Genomic DNA, 17,450 nt, shown 5'->3' on the forward strand with positions numbered 1-17,450 from the left:
ATTAAAGTTTAACCGATAAGCCTCCATTAATGATCCGCTGGATCGGGTAAAGGCTGGTGTAGTTTTCGGGGTCGGCATCTTTGTATTTCGAGAAGGTGGCCAGGTTTTGCCCGTTCACGAAAATCCGCAGTCCCTTGATCACGGACGAAGGCAGGTATTTGCCGTTCACCGTAAAGCCGATCTCCGCGTTGCGAAGGCGCACGTAATCACCGTTTCGCACATACAATGAAGAGGTCAGGAAGTTATTCGGGTTTGACGCGATAGTGACGCGCGGCAGGGTTGCCGTTGCAGCGGTTGCAGGTGTCCAGCGGTTGAGCGCGCGCTCGTAAGCATTCATTTTGCCGTTCGAGCCGAAAGCGAACTGGTAGTCGCCCGTGGTCAGAATATCACGGTTTTTCACGCCCTGGAACAGGATGCTGACGTCGATACCCTTAAACCTGATGCCGGCCGAAGCCCCGTAAAACATCAGTGCCTTGTCATTGCCGATCACTTTTTGGTCGCTGGCGTTGATCACGCCATCCGAGTTCAGGTCCATGTATTTCACATCGCCGGCTACGGGCGTGTAACCTTCGATAGCCGCAGCGCCGAGGTTCCCGCTGCTGAAGAAACCCTCGGCTACATATCCCCTTATCTGGTTCACCGGGCTGCCGGTACGCTGCATCCAGGAATAAGCCTGCTGCGCTTCGTCGTTAAAGAGGATCTTGCTGCTTACAGTAGACAAATTCGCGGAGATGTTATAGGTCAATGGGCCTGCGTGGTCACTCCAGCCGGTATTGAGCTCGATGCCCGAATAGCGATTTTTGCCCAGGTTCTCTACCGGGTAGGTATTTCCGAACACCGCCGAATTATCGCCCCTCACCTGCAGCAGGTCAAACTGTTTGTTGTTATAATAATCGATGTTCAGCCATCCGCGCTGACGGGCAAACCCGAGGTCGAGGCCGAGGTTCAGTTTATCGGCTTTCTCCACCGTACGGTTTGGGTTGGCAACCGCTCCCGGGGCGATACCACCGACGCTGGTGGCACTACCGCCGAAGTAATAGGTACCACCCCCGGCATAGGTTTGGCGGTAAGAATAATACCCGGGATTGGCATTGCCTACCCTGCCATACGATGCACGTAACTTCAGCTCGCTGAACAGCCTGCTGTCTTTCAGGAAGCTTTCGTTATGAAGAAGCCAGCTGAAACCGGCGGCGGGATAGAAGTCGAACCGGTTATCGGGGCCGAACCGGTTATTGCCGCTGTAGGCGCCCGCAAGCTCGAATACAAAGCGACGATCGTAGCTGTAATTCACGCGCGCCGCCAGCGTTTTATAAACCTGGTTCAAATCGCTGTTCGATTGACCATTATCGTAACTGGCCAGTACCAGCGCCGAAAGACCGTTGTTATTCCACGTACGGTCTACGCCGGTTGATAGTTCGAAATACGCCTGCTGGAACCGCGCCACTACAGCATCTGTATTGGGTTGTTCGGATTTAGTGCTCACGCGCAGGTACCTGGTCGTGTCGCTGGCCACAGGATAATTGAAGGCGTCGTATCCCCTCGACCGGTCGATTGCATGTTCATACGATGGGCTGTAAGAAAGTAAGCCTTTGATCCAGGAGCCCCTGATGATCCCATCGGCCTTCTGCTTCAATCCCACATCCACCGAAGCGGCCTGCAAGTTGTTCTTCAGGTAACCGCTGGAGGTCGCGTCGGCGTAAGGATTCGTCGGATATACCCTGGAGCCAGCCAGCGAGCCCTGTACATTGGTAACCGGCGTTGCGTTATTCGGCGTCACCAGTATATTATTCATTATCGGGGCATAACCTACCCCTGGCTGAACATAGTCCTGCATATTGCCTAACAGGTTGGCAAACAACGACATGTTCTTGTCCACATTGAACTCGATATTCGAGCGGAATACATAGCGGTTGTAGTTGATATTGGTACCGTAGGCGAACGCGGGGCTTTCCTTAAAAAGTCCCTGCTGATTCTGGTAATCAAGCGACAGGAAATACTTCACGTTCGAGTAGTTGCCGCCCGCGTTGACGGTATAGCGCTGTAACGGCGCGTTGTCGCGCATCGCCGCATGCTGCCAGTCTACGTTGGGAAACATATACGGGTCCGTACCGTTCTGGTAGCCGCTGAGCTGCGCCGGCGTGTATACCGGTGCTAAGCCAGAGTTGGCCAGCGCCTCGTTGTAAAGGCTGGCGAAATCGTACGATGAAAGTGACTTTCGCATCCCAATGGCCGACTGTAAGCCTGCCTGCCCGGTCACCGAGATCGTTGATCCTTGGGCGGTTCCTTTGGCCCGGGTAGTGATCATGAGCACACCGTCCATCGCACGGTTACCGAGCATGACCGATGAAAGCCCGTCTTTCAGCAGGGACACCGATTCGATCTGCTCAGGATTTACATTCAGTACGTCCAACAACGCCTGGTCGCCATTGGTGAGGTTGTAGCGGGGAATACCGTCAATAACCACCAGTGGATTTCGTCCGCGCAGGCTGAGCACCGGGTTGTCGAAACGTGGTGCGCCGTTCGTTTGGCTGCTGTACAACCCGGCCAGCCTGCCGGTAAAGGCGTTGGCCAGGAGGCTCACCGGTGCGCTTTCCAGCGTTTTACCGTCCAGGTACCCGATGGCGCCCACTACGCGGTCGCGCGGCTGCTGCGAATAAAGGACGGGAACCGTGGGTTTGATCGTGGCGGTATCTTTTGCCGGCGACGAGGCGCGCGTACTATCCTGGAAAAAAGCCGCCCGGGAATTGCCGGCCAGCAAAACCCCGGAAGCCAAAAGACAGGAATAAATGGTTTTTTTGGAGCGAAAAAGCAGTTTTTTTCTCATACAGATCTCCTTAATGGATCGCGTTGCTAAGAATTATAAATGTGTGTGTTAGGGGGTATTGTGTTATGTATACAGGTAGAGGTAAAATAAGGCCGCCATCTACTAACTGCGTCCATAAAATATTTACGCGGAGACGCCGGGAATGCCCTTATAAACTAAAAAAAGGCAGCTTTAACGCTGCCTTAAGAAAAGTGTAATACTAACTTAACATACCGGGGCCTTACCAGGTACCGCGGTAGATATGATCCTTTTTTCGTTCCAGCACCGGTTTGAGCGGAATTTGCAATCCATCGGTTTCTTCGAGCCATTTAAAGAGCTCGATATTCAGCTTTTGGATCAATTGCTGGTATTCGGGCTTTCGGACCAGGTTGTTCACCTCGTAGGGATCTTTTTTGATGTCGTATAACTGGTTAATATCCCAAATGCCCTGGCTGCGAATAAATTTGTACTGGTCAGTCCGGATCGCGAACTGCGTGGGCGTTTGCGGAAAATTGCTTTCCCAATAATATTCGTAGCAGAATTGACTTCTCCAGGGAACCTGCCGGCCCTTCAGTAGAGGGAGAAACGATACACCTTGCATCTGTGCCGGCTTATTAACCCCTGCCAGTTCGAGGAAGGTCGGGCCGATATCCACGTTCAGGATCATTTGGCCGACCTTCGTCCCAGGCTTAATAAGGCCAGGACAGCGCGCAAGCATCGGTACGCGCATAGATTCTTCGTAAGCCTGTCGCTTATCGATCAATCCATGCTCGCCGAATGCGAACCCATTATCGCCCATATATACTACGAGCGTTTCTTTGTTGAGCCCGTTCTCTTCGAGGTATTTCAATACACGTCCCACGCTTGTATCAATTCCCTGAAGGGTTTCGAGGTAGTCGATGTAAAACTGGTCGAAATCGGTTTGCCCGTGATACATGTAGTCGACCCCATGCCAGCTGTACCTCTGGGCGCGTACCCATTGCGGAATATCTTCGGTATTAAACGTGTACATGGAGCCGTCGGCCCGTTTGCCGCGGGTGTATTGCTTGCTTTTATCCGTCGCGGTAGTAAACATCGATACCGGGTATTGGATCTCCACGTCTTTGTAACGCCCTGCATCCCGCTTGGCGGCCTTGAAATCGGCATGAACGGCTTTGTGCGATAAATAGAGGAAGAATGGCTTGTTCTTATCGCGTTGTTTAAGCCAATCGAGGCTAAGATCGGTAAGAATATCGGTGATATAGGCCGTATCTGGATAATTCACCACCTTACCGTCTATATTCAGCCGGCAGTTATAATACGTTCCCTGTCCGTTAAAGCTTACCCATCGGTTGAAACCGGGTCGTGGTTCTCCTTCTCCGCCGCCCATGTGCCATTTTCCAAAGAAACCCGTTTGGTACCCCGCCTTCTGCATGTACTGCGGAAAGAAAACCAACCCTTTGGGCGCCGCAGTCTCATTGTCGACCACGGTATGCGTGTGCGCGAACTGACCGGTAAGGATTGACGCCCGGCTCGGCGAGCACAAGGCGGTAGTTACGAAGGCATTCTGAAGATGTGCGCCTTCGTTAGCCAGGCGATCGAGATTCGGTGTCTTTAAACCGGGAACTTTCCCGGTAAATCCCATAAAGTCGTACCGATGATCATCTGAAAGAATAAAGATGATATTTCGCGGTTTCGTCCCGGGAATGGGTTTATAAAAAAGCTGCGGCACCTGGGCCGCCAGGTAACCTGGCACGACCAGGAGCAACAGTGCCGGGAGCAAAAGAGCTTTTTTGCAAAAACCGAGGGATTTCACCATTTCGGCCTGCAGCACCGAAGGCAAATTGCCCCATTCGCGGCTAGTATACCTTGTGGACATAAATTATCGTATGGTTAGTTTAACAAAAGCGTTTTTAGGTACGTTTATTTGAAAGCCGGAGCCTTTTTTACCTGGAAGAAGCAATTCGCGGCCTAATTCCCGCCCGGTACGGTCGAATCCCCAAACCGCTGCGACCTGGTTAACCGTCATCCCTTCAATTTTCAGGTCCGCTATAACGCGCTCGGTCTCCTGGTGCTTGTTGATGAGATATATCCACACCGTTTTGCCGTCGTTGCTCCTTACACTCAGCGTTGTGAGGCGCGTCCCGGTATGCGAATCGGCGACCTGGCTTTGTCCCAGCACGGAACTGAAACTGGAGAACATTCGATACATCTCCAGGGGCTCGTAGGTTTTTTGTGAAGGGTACAATCCGCGTGCGGTCCAATCACTCTGCGGCCAGGATAACGGCCAGAAGCACGACATGAACAACCCCGAACGGATATATTGTGTAAACTGCTCGGAAACCATGAGTGCGGCCTCAGCGTGCGTAGGAGCAGCATCTACCGGCGAAGGGCCGATATTCCATTCAAGCACCACCAGGCGTATGTTCGAAAACCCTTCTTCGGCGAACACTTTTTCCCAGATACCGCGTTGCTGTTCATACGATCCTTTTCCCTGGTGCGTCATCGCCGGCTCCGAAGTCCAATTTGCGAACGTAGCGTTCCGCCACTTCCAGTACATGTGCACGTCTACATAATCGATGTTCTTTCCCGCTTTTTTCAGCAAGGGGCGTATATAGGCATCGGTGCGGGGCTGGGTATTGACGATGATCTTGATACCGGGGTCTATTTTCTTCATCGCCGGAACGTAAATATTCACCATGTCGGCATACTGCTCCGGTGTATAGGTAAAGTTCGCATCCGGTTGATAAGGCTCGTTGTCGAGGTAGTAATACTTGACTTTTACGCCTTTAGAAATACAGTGCTTCATCAAACGAATGGCTTCGTCAACCCCATCCTGCACCCGGTTATACTTCATCCCCGAGCCCATATTAATGCCCACGAGCGCATCAGTTTTATGCTTTTTTACCAGCTCAAGGTACTCGTCGATGTCCATGAACGTCGACGGACCGGTATTTTTCGATGCGTCGAATGAAGGGTCCCAGGTATCTTTCCAGCCCTGCCCGGTAGGACGTTCCCAATGATATTTAGTGACCACCGTTCCCCCGGGATAACGATATTGGCCCACATTCAGACGTCGCATTTCCTCGCCGACTTTCCCGGAGCCGCTATCCCAGGCCTTGTCGCCCTCGTAACAATATACAATGTTGAAACCCATGAGATTCGGGCTTACCGTCCCCAGCGCTTTCAAAGCATCGACCGTAATGCTCTCCCGCGCTGTTTGCGCGCAGGCGTTCAAGCCACTCCATAAACTGGAACCACAAAGGATGACAATTAAAAAAAACCGATTCATATCAGTGTTTGGTTGATCGTGTGGACGTGCTATTTTTCACATATTGGAGAAATTCGGCAAGTGCCTGTGTTTCGGCAGAACGGGCATCAGCGAGGTTATTCTTTTCGCCAGTGTCGGTTTTCATGTCGTATAGCTGCGGCGAGGGGTCATTTCCCAGCTCCGTATTTGTAGTGGCCTGAATTTTAGGGCCACGGCTTGGCTCGATATATTTCCAGCTTCCCCTGATCAGGCTGAGCGTATTGTTGAGCGACTGCTCAATCACATAAGCCCTGGGGGCCGCCTTCCCTGTTAACGCGGCTAGACTGTTGAAGCTATCGGGAGCTTCTCCTTCGGCAAGCGGCTGACCGGTGAGCGCCGCGAACGATGCAAAGAGATCAACCTGACTGAATAAAGCACCAGCTATCGAGCCCGGTTTTATTTTGCCGGGCCACCGTACCAGGAACGGCACGCGCGTGCCCGCTTCGAAAGCGCTGTACTTCCCGCCACGGAAGGTGCCTGCGGGCGCATGCGAGCCTGCCAGTTCTGCCGCCTGATCCTGGTAACCGTCATCGAGCACCGGACCATTGTCGCTCGTGAATACCAGTAAGGTATTATCGGCTATGCCGAGATCGTCCAGCGCTTTGAGCACCTCTCCCACGGTCCAATCCAGTTGAAGGATGGCATCGCCGCGGGCGCCCATACCACTCTTGCCGACGAACCGCGAATTGGGCACACGGGGCACGTGAATATCGTGCGTGGCGAAATAAAGGAAGAAGGGACTTTTCTGGCTATTTTTAATAAAACTGATCGCTTTATGGGTGAATACGTTCGCCATATCTTCGTCGATCCAGCGGGCCTTATTTCCACCAGTCATCCACCCGATGCGGCTTACCCCGTTCACGATGGTATTGTCATGACCGTGAGATGGTTTCAATTTCAGCAGTTCGGGATTCTCCTTGCCGGTGGGATCGTTACCGATTTTGTTCTTATACGAAACGGTGATAGGGTCGGCCGGGTCGAGATCAACAATCCGATGATTTTCCAGGTATACACAGGGTACCCGGTCGGCGGTAGCCGGCATTATGAAACAATAGTCAAAGCCGATTTCCAGCGGACCGGGCTTAACGTCCGCATTCCAGTCCGGACCTTCCGTACCACCCAGTCCAAGATGCCATTTGCCCACTACTGCGGTGCGATATCCAGCTTTCTTCAGCATTCCCGGAAGCGTGGCGGTTCCCGGCGGGATAAGCAGGCTGGCATCGCCGGGCGCAATACCGGTACCCGATTTTCGCCAGGCGTAGCGCCCGGTGAGCACCGAAAACCTGGATGGGGTGCAAGTGGCCGAGGTGGCATGGGCATTGGTTAAGCGCAACCCTTGTTTTGCGAGCCGGTCGATGTTAGGCGTTTTTACGCGTGTGGCGCCGTTGGCGCCGATGTCGCCATAACCGAGATCATCCGTGTAAATAAGGATGATGTTCGGTTTTGCTACCACGCCCGGTTGCGCTTTCATCACGGAAGCGGCACTAACAACAAAAATCAGGGCGGCGAAGATGCTGAATCTGTAGTTGATCATCGTTTTAAAGACATAGGTTACCCGTTATTCCTTTTCGTTCTGTTGTTATTTTACCAAATTTTCCGGGGCCGCCAGCGACGCTGCAACTAATTTACCCTGATTTGGGCCCGGACTTTGATCTCTGCCGACGAACTACCGGCAAGAAGCTGGTAGGTACCCTTCTCCACCTCCCAGGCATGGGTCTTTTCATTCCAGAATGCCAGATCTTCCCAATCGACAGTGAAGGTAACTTTTCCGCTCTGGCCTGCCTTAAGGAAGAGCTTGGCGTAATCTTTCAATTCTTTTACCGGGCGGTCGACGACGGAATTTGCTTTCTGCACATATAGCTGGGCCACTTCCGCACCATCAGCGGCACCCGTGTTCCGAAGGCTTAAAGTGAGGGTAACCGGCGTGTTGCGGGTAAGCACCTCGCCGCCTGCCAACAGCGGACCGTACGCAAAAGCGGTATACGAAAGACCGAAACCAAAAGGAAATTGCGGGGTGATATTCTTTTTCTCAAACCATCGGTAACCTATATAGATGCCTTCACTGTAGTTCACGTCGATTTTCTTGAACTTATCGCTCATTTGGCGCGAAAAGCCTTTATCGCCCTGCCAGTAATAGTTGCCGTCGGCCATCTTATTGAAATCTTTAGCAGGGCTGTCGTTAAATTCCTTTTCGATGGTAAACGGCAGCTTGCCTGAAGGCGTCACTTTCCCGCTGACAATGTTCGCCAGGGCATCGCCGCTGTTTTGCCCGGCATAGTACGCAAACAGCAGACCTTTTACATCATTAAGCCAAGGCATCGAAAAACCGTTACCACCGGTAAAGATCACTACGACATTCTTATTAAGGGCCGCATACCGGGCCACGAGCTTGTCTGCCTCGGGCATAGGATAGGCAAAATCCGCCCCTTCGCGAACGTGCTTGGCGATGAAGCAAAGCACCGCATCTGCCGATCTGACCTCGTCGTCTGTTAAATCGGGTCTATACAGAAGTTTGTCGCCATATACTTTTTGCAAACCCTGAAGGTAGTCTACATGATCGTAACCTTCCACGGCGCCGCTACCTCTTCCAGCGAACAACTTCAGCGTTTCCGCCGCGCCAACTACTGCGATTTTCGTCACCTTCGTCGGCGTGAGCGGCAAAATGCGATCATCGTTCTTCAGCAGGGTCATACTCTCTTCGGCGGTTTTTAGCGAAATGGCAATGTGCTTCCCGAACGTACCGGCAAGACTGGCGTCGCGATAAGGCTTATCATAAAGCCCCGCCTTGAAAAAGGTATAGAGATTTTGCCGCACCATGTCGCCGAGCTGCTTTTCGATCTCCGCTTTCTTCTCCGGGTGGGCGGCGATCTCCCTTATTACGTAATCCGCAAATATCTTGTTATTATCCATCAGCAGGCTATGTCCCGAACCCAGTTCAAGATTTTGCTTGTCGGGCCAGAACTGGCTGCTCGCCCAGTCGCTCATGACGGTTCCTTTAAAGTTATATTCTTTGCGCAGCACATCGGCTACGAGCGGTTTGTTAGCAGCGCCAGGCCAGCCGTTCACCAGGTTATTTCCGGTCATAACGGCCAATGCTCCTCCCTTTTTTATGGATGCTTCGTAGGGCGGAAGATAAATCTCGCGAAGTGCCCGTTCGGAGATAACGCTGTTGGCCACATGCCTTGCAAATTCCTGCTCGTTACCGATGAAGTGTTTGATGGTGGCTACCGTACCTGTTTGTTGCACGCCCTTTACGTAGTTGACAGACAAGCGCGAAACCAGGAACGGATCTTCACCCATATACTCGAAATTGCGGCCACCCTCCGAGTTGCGGTAGAGGTTCATGCCCGGGCCAAGCAACACGCCAATGCCATAGGTGCGGCATTCTTCCCCGATGGCCTGGGCGTAGCGGTAAGCCAGCTGGTCGTTCCAGGTAGCAGCCAGTGCGAGGGTGGAAGGAAAGGCGGTAGTTTTCCCCACCGGGATACAAATATTCTTGACATGTACGCCCTGCGAAGCGTCGGAAAAATAAATAGGGGCCAGCCCAAGCCTGGGAAGGCCGGGGAAATGCATCTGTTTCCATCCACCGGTGAGCATGATCTTCTCTTCCAAAGTAAGCCGCCGCACTACATCGGTGGCGCGCGCCTCGGCAGACGCTTTCGGATCGGTATAAACCGCTCCTGCGGGTAGATTTTTACGGAGCGAAATAGGGCTGAAGTCCGCATCGCATAAAGCATAGAGATTATCCTGGGCAGTTGCGGTGCAGAAAGTAGCAAGGGCGAGGCTCGCGATGAAAAACATCCGGATCATGTAGCTATAAAGTCTGTTAATCCTAAGAGTATATAAAAGGCTGTATATACTAAGCCTTATGACTACAGGAAGCGTTTTCTGAGAAGACTGACTTAGCAGTGAAGATATAACAACATCATTGATACCGAATCTCACCCCAACTTTTTTTAAACTTCAACATGATCCGCACACCTGCTTGCATTTCCCGGAAGATGTAAAGCCTATCCAACATACATTTTTACAAAGTTTACATCTTTATTTACAATTGAAATCGTCCGATCCGAAACATATCAAACTAGATTCGCTGAATCAATTTGAAAGGATATGAAACATATGAAAAAAGCCATCTATGCGCTGATCTTACCGCTGGTTGTGGTGAGCGGATTAGTATTTGCTAATCGTGAAAGTACAAATGAAACTTCTCCCAAATCCCCCCGAAAGCCGTTTTCTATTGCTGATCGGAAAGCCGGTCTTGAGGCCAGGAAAAAATGGGAGGCTTCTCCTGACGGTATCAAATTCAAAGAATGGGAGGCATCCCCTGTGGGGAAAAGCGTGCATGCCAGCATGGATAAGATAAGGGAATACGTAAAGGATTCTACCAATATGGAGGCGGTGATAACCTCTCTTTCTCTTCCGCCGGGATCATTGTTAGGCGGCGTCGGAGTGATGGTCAGGATTAATGGCGAAGCATATATTCTGACTTGTTCTCCGGATCGGTCTGGCCGGAATGTTACGCAGTTTAACAGGGATCTTCAGCAGTTACATGACCTGAAAGTTAACGACAAAATAGTGGTAAGAGTGCACAGCGTGGGGTATGCGCCTAAGTATTCATACCCTATCCTGTCGGCTGGCTATGTCGAACAAAATGGCAAAGTGGTTTTTAAACGTACCATTCGCAAGGGCGGTTGCTGAGGACTTCCGGTTCAGTGAACCCCGATATCCGAAAAACTATAAGGAGGCCAATCTCTTTACATCTTCTATACAAAAGTGCGATGTGAGCCCGGCGGAGCTACTGACCAAAGTAGTAAAAACTACTAAAACCATCAAAGTGAGCGAGGATATGAAAAGACTACACCAACGTTTAGGATAAAGAAGCCATCTGAATCAAACAAACGGGTCATCACGAGGCCCGTTTGTTTGCATGAATAGCTAGCCGAATGTGTTTTTTATACAAAAAAATCGGCAAATTTTCGATTATCCTATCGAAACTTACAACGCTGTACCTTAATATAGCAAACATTGACATATACGGAATCTTACTAATGGGAATAACAAGCATAATGTTCAATATATTAAACAATATTTCTATATTTGATTAATATATAAAACATTATGAAGCAAACAACCCTTCTTCTTCCTAAGGTTCAGCGGTTGATGAATACCCTCGGAGAGAATATTAAGCTTGCCAGGCTGCGGCGTAAGATCAGTACGACCCAGTTAGCTGAGCGTGCCGGAATCAGTCGTGCAACACTTTGGCAAATCGAACGAGGGACGCCTTCAGTAAATATGGGAGCTTATTTCCAGGTACTTTTCTCACTAGGCCTTGAACAGGATTTCTTAAAGCTCGGTGCCGATGATGAGCTGGGCCGCAAGCTCCAGGATGCTGGATTAATAACGAAGGAGCGCGCACCTAAAAAGTAAATCATGTCAAAACGAATATTCGTATTTGGCGACTGGGACGACCTTGAAAAGGCGACCTTAATCGGGCAACTGACCGCCGACACCGTGCGCGGCAAGGAAGTATTCAGCTTTCAGTATGACCAGGACTGGTTAAAAAAACCTGCCAGCACTTACTTAGATCCTGACCTTCAGCTGTTTGCCGGTCCCCAATATGTGCGTGATGAAAAGCCCAATTTCGGCATGTTCCTGGATTCGTCTCCTGATCGCTGGGGAAGGGTTTTGATGAAACGCCGGGAGGCCATTTTTGCAAGAAGAGAAAAGCGGTCTCCAACAGTATTCGGTGAATCGGATTTCCTATTGGGTGTGTACGATGCCAATAGAATAGGCGGACTCCGGTTTAAAACAGACCCGGAAGGCCCATTTTTGGCATCTGATCCGTCACTGGCAGCGCCCCCGTGGGTATCGTTACGCGAACTGGAACACGCGGTTCTCGAACTAGAAAAAGACGATAAGCTAAGCGATAACCAGGAACTGAAGTGGCTCGATATGCTTATGGCCCCCGGTTCATCACTGGGCGGAACGAGACCAAAAGCCAGTATTACCGACCAGCAAGGTAATCTTTGGATAGCTAAATTCCCGAGTGGCAATGACGACGTGAATACCGGTGGTTGGGAAATGCTGGTTCACCAGCTCGCCAAAGAATGCGGCATAAAAGTTAGCGAGGCGCGACACCAAAAATTCTCGAGTCGCCACCACACATTCATTACCCGGAGATTTGACCGAACAGGCGAAAACCGGCGGATTCATTTCGCTTCAGCGATGACACTGCTCGGGCACAGCGATGGCGCTGATCACTATGATGGGGCGAGTTACCTTGACCTGGTCGGCTTTATTCAGCAATACGGCAATAATCCAAAAGAGAATTTAAAGGAGCTTTGGAAACGCGTGCTGTTCAATATCCTGGTAAAAAATACCGATGACCACCTGCGGAATCACGGCTTCCTGCTAACAAAAGACGGATGGGAACTCTCGCCAGCTTATGATATGAACCCGGTTCCAACCGGCACCGGCTTAACGCTTAATATTTCCGAAAATGACAACTCGCTGGATCCTGAGCTAGCGTTATCCGTTGCCAGACATTTCAGACTTATTAATAAAGATGCAGCAAACTTGCTCGTTCAAATGAAGAAAATTGTAAGCCAATGGCGTAAGCTTGCTTTGGACATAGGGATAGCCAACCAGGAGCAAGAACGTATGGCCGGCGCGTTTTACGTTGAATCATAATCTATACCATGACAGTATTAAATAGGTATTTCTATAACAAACTCCGTAAAGTCGTTTTCCCGCGTATCGACGATCATGCTTCCGCCATGCCCTTTCACGACAATATCATAGCTTAAGGATAATCCCAGTCCCGTTCCTTCACCTGTGGGTTTGGTTGTAAAAAAAGGCTGCATTATTTTGTCGCGGATCGCTTCAGGGATGCCGGTACCGTTATCCTTTACGCAAATGTTAACCCTACCGGCACGGTGCATAGTGCGCACCTCCACACAGGGCTGGTAATCCGCCCCTGCGGTCTTTTGCTTTTGCTGTATCGCATAAAAGGCATTGTTATACAGGTTGAGCAGTACCCTCCCGATATCTTGTGCGACTACCGGGACGTTAGGCAGGTCTTCTTCTAAATGCGTGACCAGGTCGGCGTTAAATGACTTGTCTTTTCCCCGTATGCCATGATAGGCCAGTAGAAGGTATTCGCCCGTTAATTTATTTAAATCAGCGGGTTCTTTTCGTCCGCTTGAAACCCGGGAATGTTCGAGCATGCTTTTTACGATGCTGCCTGCCCGCTGGCCATGGTGGTGAATTTTGTCCAGGTTCTGCTTCAGGTCATGGGCTATAATTAATACGTCACGGGTATTACCCGTTTCGGCTTCCTGCTTCAATTCTTCGAGCAGTTCGACGCTTACCTCCGAAAAGTTATTGACGAAATTAAGAGGGTTTTGCATTTCGTGGGCAATACCTGCGGTAAATTCCCCCAGACTGGCCATTTTTTCCGACTGTATCAGTTGTGTCTGCGTGCTCTTTAGTTCCTGAAGCGAATGGTTCAGTTCCCTGGTGCGTTCAGCGACTTTACCTTCAAGTGCCAGGTTCTGCTCCAGTACCAGTTTTTTATTTGCGTTTAGCTGGTTAAAGGCTTCTGCCTGCGCCGCTTCTTTTTCTTCCCGGTAGATATTTATCTTATTGGCAAGCGCGAATGAAAGTAACAAAGCTTCGATAGCGGAACCGATCCTTAGCGCGCTTACGGTTAACGGGTTATACGGCACGATGCTGTAGTCCTTCAATAGAAAGACCGATACGCCGATCAATAGAATAGTCCAGGCGAACAGGTAATATTTTGCCGGCTTATACCCTCGGCGGTATAAAATGATGCCGGTGATAAAGAGTGAAACGACACCCAGCATCGATACCAGCTCCGCTATGATCATCCCCCAAAACCTGTACCCGCAAAGTATGAAAATAATATTGATGCAGTAGCCGAAAATAAGCACATGAAAAAACCGGTGTATGCCCTTTGCGTTCTTCCTGGTCTGCAAAAACTCGGCGGTAAATAAAATAGCAAAACTTCCTGCAAAACAACCGATAACGTTCACATACCTGTTCAATTGCGGGGCGCCGGGCCATAAATATTGAAAGGCAAGCCCTTGTTCTATCAGGTTGGTCAAGGTGATAAAAACGACGTACAGCACATAAAACAAGTACGCCCTATCCCTGAGCGAAGTATAGATGAATAAGTTGTATAAGATCATCAATACCATGAATCCAATGTAGATGCCGTCAAAAATACCGGTCTGCTGGGCTGAGCTGATGAGGCTTTCATTGGTCAACAGGTAGATGGGGAACTGCAGTCCTGTACTCGTTTTTACCCGGAGATAAAAACGCCTGGTACTGTCTTTCGGGATGTCGAGCAAAAATATATTCTTGTTGATGGACAGGTCACGCCGGCTGAAATGCCGGTAAGCCGATAGGGATGCTTTTAGAACAGAATTATTTACGGAAGTATACAGATCGATCCATTCCAGTTCGGTATTATCCAATTTTAAATATAGCTTTTCCCCGCAAGCGTTTTTAATAGAAAACCGGCACCACACCGGCGCCGTTTGTATACCAAAATCCGGTACGTCTTGTCGGCATGCCGCAAACTGATGCTGAAAGGCCGCGGATGAAACGTCTTTATACGAGAGGCGGCCGGTAGTATCGAGAAAAAGAGCGACGCTTTTTGCGATAGCTAGCTTTTTATCCTTCGCATCCGCTACGATTACCGGCTGCGCCGAACAACGCAATGCCCAGATGGCACAGCCTAATGCGATAAATATGGTCCGCGCGATTCGCATATGAGAAAATCAGGATAACCCTAATTGATTTTGCCAATACTGGCTAATGAAAATACCCTGAGGATCCAACGATTGCCTGATCGCATTCCATTTGTTGAAATTGGGATATTGGGATAGCAAATATTCGCCGCCATTGGGTTTACCATTTAAAACCTGGGGCAGGTATTTTCCCCAGTGGCACCGGAAGTTGAGACTTTCCAGCGCGTCCCAATAATTTTGAAAAAGCTCTTTCACGGGATCTTTGTCCGTCTTGGCAAACCAGAACACATCCACACGTACCATATCACTCCCATAAGAAGGGCTCATCCAGAACTTACTTGCTTTGGCGCCGTAAATTTCGACGCTGAAGTAGCCGGTATTGGCCGTATTTTGCCCGTTAACACCATAGAAGCTTTGTAATGCAAGCATGACTTCCTGGGCGCTGTCCATCGGGATCCATATTTCCGTAAATTTTACCGGGAGCAGTTTATCGTCCATTTCATTATCCATACATAAACCGGTATGCCAATAATCCTGGAACGGTTGATTCTCGCCTACGTTTACGAACACGTCAAGTATGGCCGGTAATATATGGGGATAAAAAAGGTTGGTGATCTCGTCGGCGGCCAGGCTCACCCCGGGCACGTTTTTAAATACTTTTAAAAACCATTCGGGCCAATAACCAATGGAAGAATAGAGAAGCCCTGCGGCGGCTGTAAGCGGATCTTCCGACCCGAGGATAAGCGGTCTTACTTCCTCGTAGGGTTTGGGAGTAAAACCATCTTCAGGAGGGATCTGGCTTGCCTGCCATACCACCATTTTCTGCACGTTAAGCTGTGGCCACCACATTAGCCGGGCATAATCCGTATGCTCGAAAAAGCTTTGAAGGTTCGTGGAGCTGGAGCCGAACAGATCGATGGGACAATCTTTGGCATAAGTAGCCGTTTCCGCACCTCTAATATTGAATGTGGCAACGCAGTTAAACGTTACGGACACGATTATTCCGAACATTCCCAGGGCGATACCGGCGGCATAAAAGCTATCCGTGTCTGGATCGTTAATAGAAAATGTCCGCAATTGCGGGGTGCTTTCGGCGGTAAGCAGTGTAATGCTTTCGATCATCTCGTCGAACGAGTATTTTAAGGAGCCGCCCGACGAACCTGTGGAAAGAAAACCGCCGACCGTTTGATGCTTTATACCCCCCATTTCAGGAATGGCCCAACCGTGATCAAATACTTGCGTAAATAAGCTATTCGCATCCGTCGATTTTACGCCGGTCGATTCAGGGGTCGGGTCGTACGGATCATAGCCTAAATGGCAACCGCCGCCAACCGTGACCTGCATGGCCTCGTCGTTAAAAGAAACCGAGTTGAAATAGGACAATAGCAGGTATGTAGTATTTCCATAATCGCCGGCTTCCTGGTTTGGGATCAGCGGAAAAGAATGCCCCGAACCACGCATGCTTATTTTTTTATTAGCAGCGGTAGCGTCCGAAACGATTGCCGTTAAGTCTGCAATGGTCTGCGGTAAATAGTAATTTACGCCGCCTACCGTAACTGTACTGATGGTTGTAATCGGATTCATGATAAGAGTTTTGGAGGTAATATTTAGAAATAAATATATCCAAAAAAATCCACTCTCCTGCGAGGCATAAATATATTTTTAGATCGTCTGTTGATAATAGAATGAATCCGAAACATATCAAACCAGATTCGCTGAATCAATTTGAAAGAATATGAAACATATGAAAAAGCCATCTATGCGTTGTGCAGCTGCCTCCCGGCCATAGCTTCAGTTTTACTACTAACCTTCACATTTACGGATCAGTTTCTTAAATACCCGGATCACCTGGAAGATGTCGCCAGGGTCATGCCGCGGCTTGTCCGCTGTTCTACCTTTTCAATTAATTAACATTATTCCCTTTTGCGGTAGTAAAGTGCTACGCAGCCGTTTTTGAAGATCTGCGTTTCTACCAGTGCCAGCTTAAGAGTCTCCGGGAGGCTGCCGGTATCGAGTAAATGTCTTCCACCGCCCGCAATGACCGGGTGCACCACTAAATGAAATTCATCGACCAGGCCCGCGGCCATCAGTTCCGGCAACATGCTTACGGTGTCCACCGAAATCGTTTTGCCGGGCTGCTGTTTCAGTTTCAGTAGTTCAGCTGCCGGGTCGTTCCGGATGATCGTTGTATTGCCGTCCGCGTTTTCCAGGGACCGCGACACTACTACCTTATCAATGGAGACCAGCCTTTCGGCGAATCGGACTTCAGCGGCAGAACCGGAACGGTCTTTTGCAACATCGGCCCAGTAGGGAAACATAAGCTGATACATAACGCGACCATAAAAGAGCAGGTCTACATCATCCATCATGGCAGTGAAATACTCCATAAGCTCTTCGCTTGGTTCGCCCAGGGTGTGGTCGCAATAGCCATCCAGGCTAATGTTCATACCAAATGATACCTTTCTCATACTACAAAAATAAGTGACGCGCCTCATACGGGTCAGGGTTACCCGCGACAAAAAAAGGGTGTTTTAAGCCACATACACCCCGTACATAAAAGTTAAACTTTTTGGTACCCATT

Annotated in this window: 11 protein-coding genes; 3 read left to right on the forward strand and 8 right to left on the reverse strand. The window is 49.9% G+C overall.

What is annotated here, in order from left to right:
* Window position 1: 1 nt before the first annotated feature.
* The 5 genes from GS398_RS00555 to GS398_RS00575 all read right to left on the reverse strand — a co-directional run bounded on the left by GS398_RS00555 (window position 2) and on the right by GS398_RS00575 (window position 9,902).
* Window positions 2-2,824: a SusC/RagA family TonB-linked outer membrane protein gene (locus tag GS398_RS00555; protein ID WP_160904809.1), complete on the reverse strand. Its 2,823-nt coding sequence runs from the start codon at window positions 2,822-2,824 to the stop codon at window positions 2-4.
* 220 nt (window positions 2,825-3,044) lie between these two features.
* A complete protein-coding gene (locus tag GS398_RS00560; protein WP_202405909.1) occupies window positions 3,045-4,661 on the reverse strand; it encodes a sulfatase family protein in 1,617 nt (538 codons plus the stop codon).
* Between the two features lie 3 nt (window positions 4,662-4,664).
* Window positions 4,665-5,939 carry a hypothetical protein gene (locus tag GS398_RS00565; RefSeq protein WP_160904810.1) on the reverse strand — a complete coding sequence of 425 codons (1,275 nt, stop codon included), beginning with the start codon at window positions 5,937-5,939 and terminating at the stop codon, window positions 4,665-4,667.
* A gap of 136 nt (window positions 5,940-6,075) precedes the next feature.
* Window positions 6,076-7,626, reverse strand: coding sequence for a sulfatase family protein (locus GS398_RS00570; RefSeq protein ID WP_160904811.1), 1,551 nt, complete (start codon window positions 7,624-7,626; stop codon window positions 6,076-6,078).
* An 86-nt stretch (window positions 7,627-7,712) separates the two neighbouring features.
* Window positions 7,713-9,902 (reverse strand): beta-glucosidase, encoded by a 2,190-nt coding sequence (locus tag GS398_RS00575; RefSeq protein ID WP_160904812.1) that lies wholly within the window; start codon window positions 9,900-9,902, stop codon window positions 7,713-7,715.
* Between the two features lie 312 nt (window positions 9,903-10,214).
* On the opposite strand from GS398_RS00575, the gene GS398_RS00580 reads away from it, so the two are divergent.
* The 3 genes from GS398_RS00580 to GS398_RS00590 all read left to right on the forward strand — a co-directional run bounded on the left by GS398_RS00580 (window position 10,215) and on the right by GS398_RS00590 (window position 12,785).
* The gene (locus GS398_RS00580; RefSeq protein ID WP_160904813.1) at window positions 10,215-10,793 is read left to right on the forward strand and encodes a hypothetical protein; all 579 of its coding nucleotides are present in this window, start codon (window positions 10,215-10,217) and stop codon (window positions 10,791-10,793) included.
* A gap of 420 nt (window positions 10,794-11,213) precedes the next feature.
* Complete coding sequence (locus GS398_RS00585) at window positions 11,214-11,522, forward strand: helix-turn-helix domain-containing protein (protein WP_160904814.1); 309 nt, start codon at window positions 11,214-11,216, stop codon at window positions 11,520-11,522.
* A 3-nt stretch (window positions 11,523-11,525) separates the two neighbouring features.
* Window positions 11,526-12,785, forward strand: coding sequence for a type II toxin-antitoxin system HipA family toxin (locus tag GS398_RS00590; RefSeq protein ID WP_160904815.1), 1,260 nt, complete (start codon window positions 11,526-11,528; stop codon window positions 12,783-12,785).
* 17 nt (window positions 12,786-12,802) lie between these two features.
* Here GS398_RS00590 and GS398_RS00595 read toward each other — a convergent pair whose 3' ends face one another.
* From GS398_RS00595 to GS398_RS00605, 3 genes are all read right to left on the reverse strand, one after another.
* Window positions 12,803-14,890 carry a sensor histidine kinase gene (locus GS398_RS00595; RefSeq protein ID WP_160904816.1) on the reverse strand — a complete coding sequence of 696 codons (2,088 nt, stop codon included), beginning with the start codon at window positions 14,888-14,890 and terminating at the stop codon, window positions 12,803-12,805.
* Between the two features lie 9 nt (window positions 14,891-14,899).
* Window positions 14,900-16,453: a D-arabinono-1,4-lactone oxidase gene (locus GS398_RS00600; protein WP_160904817.1), complete on the reverse strand. Its 1,554-nt coding sequence runs from the start codon at window positions 16,451-16,453 to the stop codon at window positions 14,900-14,902.
* Between the two features lie 329 nt (window positions 16,454-16,782).
* Window positions 16,783-17,337: a dihydrofolate reductase family protein gene (locus GS398_RS00605; RefSeq protein WP_160904818.1), complete on the reverse strand. Its 555-nt coding sequence runs from the start codon at window positions 17,335-17,337 to the stop codon at window positions 16,783-16,785.
* Window positions 17,338-17,450 lie beyond the last annotated feature (113 nt).

Source organism: Hufsiella ginkgonis, assembly GCF_009834915.1.
Lineage (GTDB): Bacteria > Bacteroidota > Bacteroidia > Sphingobacteriales > Sphingobacteriaceae > Hufsiella > Hufsiella ginkgonis.

Excerpts from the sequence above, each read along its gene's own strand:
- GS398_RS00590 (WP_160904815.1), top strand. The coding sequence starts at position 11,526 with ATGTCAAAACGAATATTCGTATTTGGCGACTGGGACGACCTTGAAAAG.
- GS398_RS00575 (WP_160904812.1), bottom strand. The coding sequence starts at position 9,902 with ATGATCCGGATGTTTTTCATCGCGAGCCTCGCCCTTGCTACTTTCTGC.
- GS398_RS00595 (WP_160904816.1), bottom strand. The coding sequence starts at position 14,890 with ATGCGAATCGCGCGGACCATATTTATCGCATTAGGCTGTGCCATCTGG.
- GS398_RS00580 (WP_160904813.1), top strand. The coding sequence starts at position 10,215 with ATGAAAAAAGCCATCTATGCGCTGATCTTACCGCTGGTTGTGGTGAGC.
- GS398_RS00565 (WP_160904810.1), bottom strand. The coding sequence starts at position 5,939 with ATGGGTTTCAACATTGTATATTGTTACGAGGGCGACAAGGCCTGGGAT.
- GS398_RS00585 (WP_160904814.1), top strand. The coding sequence starts at position 11,214 with ATGAAGCAAACAACCCTTCTTCTTCCTAAGGTTCAGCGGTTGATGAAT.
- GS398_RS00600 (WP_160904817.1), bottom strand. The coding sequence starts at position 16,453 with ATGAATCCGATTACAACCATCAGTACAGTTACGGTAGGCGGCGTAAAT.
- GS398_RS00555 (WP_160904809.1), bottom strand. The coding sequence starts at position 2,824 with ATGAGAAAAAAACTGCTTTTTCGCTCCAAAAAAACCATTTATTCCTGT.
- GS398_RS00605 (WP_160904818.1), bottom strand. The coding sequence starts at position 17,337 with ATGAGAAAGGTATCATTTGGTATGAACATTAGCCTGGATGGCTATTGC.
- GS398_RS00570 (WP_160904811.1), bottom strand. The coding sequence starts at position 7,626 with ATGATCAACTACAGATTCAGCATCTTCGCCGCCCTGATTTTTGTTGTT.
- GS398_RS00560 (WP_202405909.1), bottom strand. The coding sequence starts at position 4,661 with ATGTCCACAAGGTATACTAGCCGCGAATGGGGCAATTTGCCTTCGGTG.